This is a genomic window from Escherichia sp. KCJ4928, from assembly GCF_004352695.1.
In the GTDB taxonomy this organism is placed as follows: Bacteria; Pseudomonadota; Gammaproteobacteria; order Enterobacterales; family Enterobacteriaceae; genus ECMA0423.
This window is the reverse complement of sequence record NZ_SJWV01000272.1, coordinates 1-3,724: the sequence shown is the minus strand read 5'-3', so window position 1 is coordinate 3,724 and position 3,724 is coordinate 1. Positions and strand designations below refer to the sequence as shown.

Below are 3,724 nucleotides of genomic sequence, written 5' to 3'. Positions count from 1 at the left end.
GGGAAGTCAGGATGATACCTGCGGCATCAGCACTCACAGTGCGGTCAAACCAGTTTTCACCGTTGACCAGATGAAAACGGTCGCCATCCGGCATCATGTAACCGCCACCGTCCGGCAGGCGGATGAAATGCCAGAAGCCTCCCTGATATTCCGGCATCATTTTTTGCGCCAGCGCGTACACATACGCCTCGGCATACAGAAAATCGTTGCCAAACAGGTAAGTGCGTATTTTCATGAAAGGAGATCACTCAATAACTTCCATCGAGATCGGGTAATAACATTTGAACAGATCGCTGAATAACATCGATGGAGATCACTTTTGACTCATTTTGTTATTCAGTGATCTCCATCAATGTTATTGGAACTTCACAGGTGTGTTGATCTGTATCTTTTGCCATTCCGGTAAAGGATACCTATGCCAACAGTTCCAATTTCTATGAGAAAACTTAAAGAAATTCTTAGGCTTAAATACGGTGTTGGACTCAGCCATCGACAAATTGGTCGTAGTCTTGCAATCTCCCCTTCCGTTGTATCCAGATATGCTAATCGGGCGGCTCAACTTGGCATAAAGCAGTGGCCCTTACCTACAGGATGGGATGATACAAAACTAAAACATGCGTTCCTTCAGACCCAGGTTAAGATGAAGAAGCACTCTCTGCCTGACTGGGCTACAGTACACCGGGAACTGCGTAATAAATGCGTGACGCTGCAGCTACTCTGGGAAGAATACTGTGAGCGTAATCCAGGCGGTTTTTACAGCTATAACCATTACTGCCGGATGTACCGTGAATGGCTCAAAACCACTTCACCATCAATGCGTCAGGTACATAAAGCTGGCGAAAAACTTTTCGTTGATTACTGTGGACCTACCGTTGGCGTTACCGACCCTGAGACCGGAGAAATAAGAACTGCTCAGGTCATCGTAGCTGTTCTCGGGGCATCAAGTTACACATGGGCAGAGGCCACCTGGTCTCAGCAGCTTGAAGACTGGGTGATGAGTCATGTTCGCTGCTTCCAGTGGTTGGGTGGCGTTCCTGAACTTGTTGTTCCGGACAATCTGAAAAGCGCCACATCCAGGGCATGTAAGTATGATCCTGACGTTAACCCTACCTACCAGCAGATGCTTGAGCATTATAATGTCGCAGTTTTGCCTGCGCGGCCACGTAAACCGAAAGATAAAGCCAAAGCTGAAGTTGGCGTTCAGGTTGTTGAACGCTGGATCATGGCCCGAATCAGGCATGAGATCTTCTACAGCCTTGCATCGCTTAATCAGCGCATTCGGGAGTTGCTGGAAAGACTGAATAACAAAATAATGCAGAAGTTGGGTTATTCACGTGCAGAACTCTTCATCCAGCTTGATAAACCCGCACTGAAGCCTCTTCCTGAAGCCAGTTACAGTTACACCCTGGTGAAGAAAGTCAGAGTTCATGCCGATTACCACGTGGAAATCGACAAACATTACTACTCGGTTCCATGTTCGCTGTTAGGCCAGCAACTGGAAGCATGGATCTCCGGAGAACTGGTAAGACTCTTCAATCAGGGGCAGGAGGTTGCTGTGCACCCGCGCAAGCGTACTTATGGCTACAGTACCCGCAACGAGCACATGCCTGAAGCTCATCGACAGCATGCCACCTGGACGCCAGAGCGTCTTCTGGAATGGGCGGGGCACATAGGCAGTGAAACTCATAGTTATGTGCTTCATATACTGAACTCTCGTCCACATCCGGAACAAAGCTATCGCTTCTGCCTTGGACTCCTGAACCTTCATAAAAAATACAGTAAAGCCAGACTTAATGCAGCATGTGCAAGAGCTCTGAAAACAAAGGTATGGCGTCTGTCAGGTATTAAATCGATCCTGGAAAAAGGTCTGGATAAACAACCTGTTCAGGATCCAAAACCAGATCTGTTATCCACGATGGAACACGAAAACGTACGCGGCAGTGAGTATTACCACTGATACGGGATCCAATGATGAATCATCTTTACGAACAACTGACCGCACTTAAACTCACCGGCTTCCGTGATGCGCTTAAAAAGCAACTTGCTCAACCGGGCACATACCAGGAGCTGGGCTTCGAAGAACGCCTGTCATTACTGACAGCAGAAGAACTAACCTGCCGTGAAAACAGGAAGGCAGAGCGTCTGATCAAACATGCACGGTTCAGACTTAATGCTGAGTTATCAAAGCTGGATTATCGTAACAATAGAGGGCTGGACAGGGCCCTCATCCGTTCACTCAGTCAGGGAAACTGGTTAACCCTGAAACAAAATATTTTACTGACCGGGGCCACCGGCAGCGGTAAAACGTTCCTGGCATGTGCACTTGGTCATAATGCCTGCCGACAGGGATACAAGGTCTACTATTATCGCCTTAAAGCGCTGATGGAACAGTGCTATCAGGGGCATGCTGATGGAAGATACAGCAAACTTTTGACCAGGCTGAATAATAGCGATCTGCTGCTTCTGGATGACTGGGGGCTGGAACCTCTCTCATCAGAACAGCGTAGCGACCTGCTGGAAATAGTGGATCTGATGTACCAACGAGGCTCAATCATCGTAGTGAGCCAGTTGCCGGTGGAAAACTGGTACAAAATGATCGGAGACTCCACACATGCGGATGCCATCCTAGATCGACTGGTTCATGGCAGTATCAAGATCGAACTTAAAGGAGAATCAATGCGGAAAATACAATCTCCGTTGACCGAAGGAGATCAGTGAAGGTAATTTAAAAACGGTTCTGTGAAAGTGACACGAACCGATCTCCATCGATGTTACTCACCGATCTCCTTCACGGTAATACGCAGGTAAGGCAGAAAAGAAAGGCGGTCGCACTCTTCAACGTTCAGAGTGACAGATTTCGCATACTGCATGGGATTTCCTCCGTTGTTCACATATTCCGCGACACCGGGCGGTGCCGTGCCTCCATCTTTGCCGGGCCTGCAGGGTTGCAAGGGCGCAAGGGAAGCCGCAGCCTGACGCACACGGCTGACGGGAGTTGGAGGGTGAGACCGCGAAATCTGAGCGGGTGAACGACCGGAAAATCACGGCAGACGGGAAGGAGGGACCGGGTGACCGCAGCGGTTCACCTTACCTTGCAACCCGCCCGCAGAAGCCCGGCTACGATGGAGGCACGGCACAGCCCGCACACGACGCTGAGGCTACATAACTGAAAACCCACAAGGCCATGCCCCGCATGGCCGGGTAAAGCGGAGCCTGCGGCGACATCCTTTTGCTCTGTCCGGGGACCGGCTGGAAAAGGCGGAGATTTTTCCCCGCCAGCGTCATCATTTCCGGATTTTCGCCAGTGCATCCGCCATGCTGCGGATTTCGGTCCGGGCTTCCCGGACCACCTCCCGCAGAACACCACGGTCAAACCAGCGGCGGGGCGGTTCATCAGGTATACGCAGCACATCGCAGGCCAGCCCACTGGACAGGATATGCTCAATACAATCGCTGACCAGGTACATTTCCACCGACGAAAAACGTGCTCCCCGGTTCACGATGGCATCAAGCACCACGGGCAGGTTTTCGTCATCTTCATCAAGCCAGCAGGGGTAATCGCTTTCCTTCACAACCAGACGAAAGCGGCGCGTCTGCCGGGTCAGCAACGTCTGACCGGTGGTGGTCAGCGCCGCCCGGATACGCCGCGCATCGTCTGCCACCTGGTAACAGATGCTTCGTACTGCATTGCGCACCGCATCAAGAACTGCCCTGATTTCTTCCT

General features: G+C 50.9%; 2 protein-coding genes and 3 pseudogenes. 2 read left to right on the top strand and 3 right to left on the bottom strand.

Annotation, left to right across the window (positions count from 1 at the left end; genetic code table 11):
• A pseudogene (locus tag E0D98_RS22185) lies at positions 1–220 on the bottom strand (antirestriction protein); the annotation flags it as partial.
• Between the two features lie 195 nt (positions 221–415).
• Between E0D98_RS22185 and istA the strand changes: the two are divergent.
• Together istA and istB are read left to right on the top strand one after the other, a co-directional pair.
• Positions 416–1,957: an IS21-like element ISEc12 family transposase gene (gene istA, locus E0D98_RS22175; RefSeq protein ID WP_001298859.1), complete on the top strand. Its 1,542-nt coding sequence runs from the start codon at positions 416–418 to the stop codon at positions 1,955–1,957.
• A gap of 14 nt (positions 1,958–1,971) precedes the next feature.
• Positions 1,972–2,718 (top strand): IS21-like element ISEc12 family helper ATPase IstB, encoded by a 747-nt coding sequence (gene istB / locus E0D98_RS22170; RefSeq protein WP_001016257.1) that lies wholly within the window; start codon positions 1,972–1,974, stop codon positions 2,716–2,718.
• An 83-nt stretch (positions 2,719–2,801) separates the two neighbouring features.
• Here the strand turns inward: istB and E0D98_RS28065 are convergent.
• Positions 2,802–2,870: pseudogene (locus tag E0D98_RS28065) on the bottom strand (antirestriction protein); the annotation flags it as partial.
• Positions 2,871–3,284: 414 nt separating this feature from the next.
• Positions 3,285–3,724: pseudogene (locus E0D98_RS22160) on the bottom strand (hypothetical protein); the annotation flags it as partial.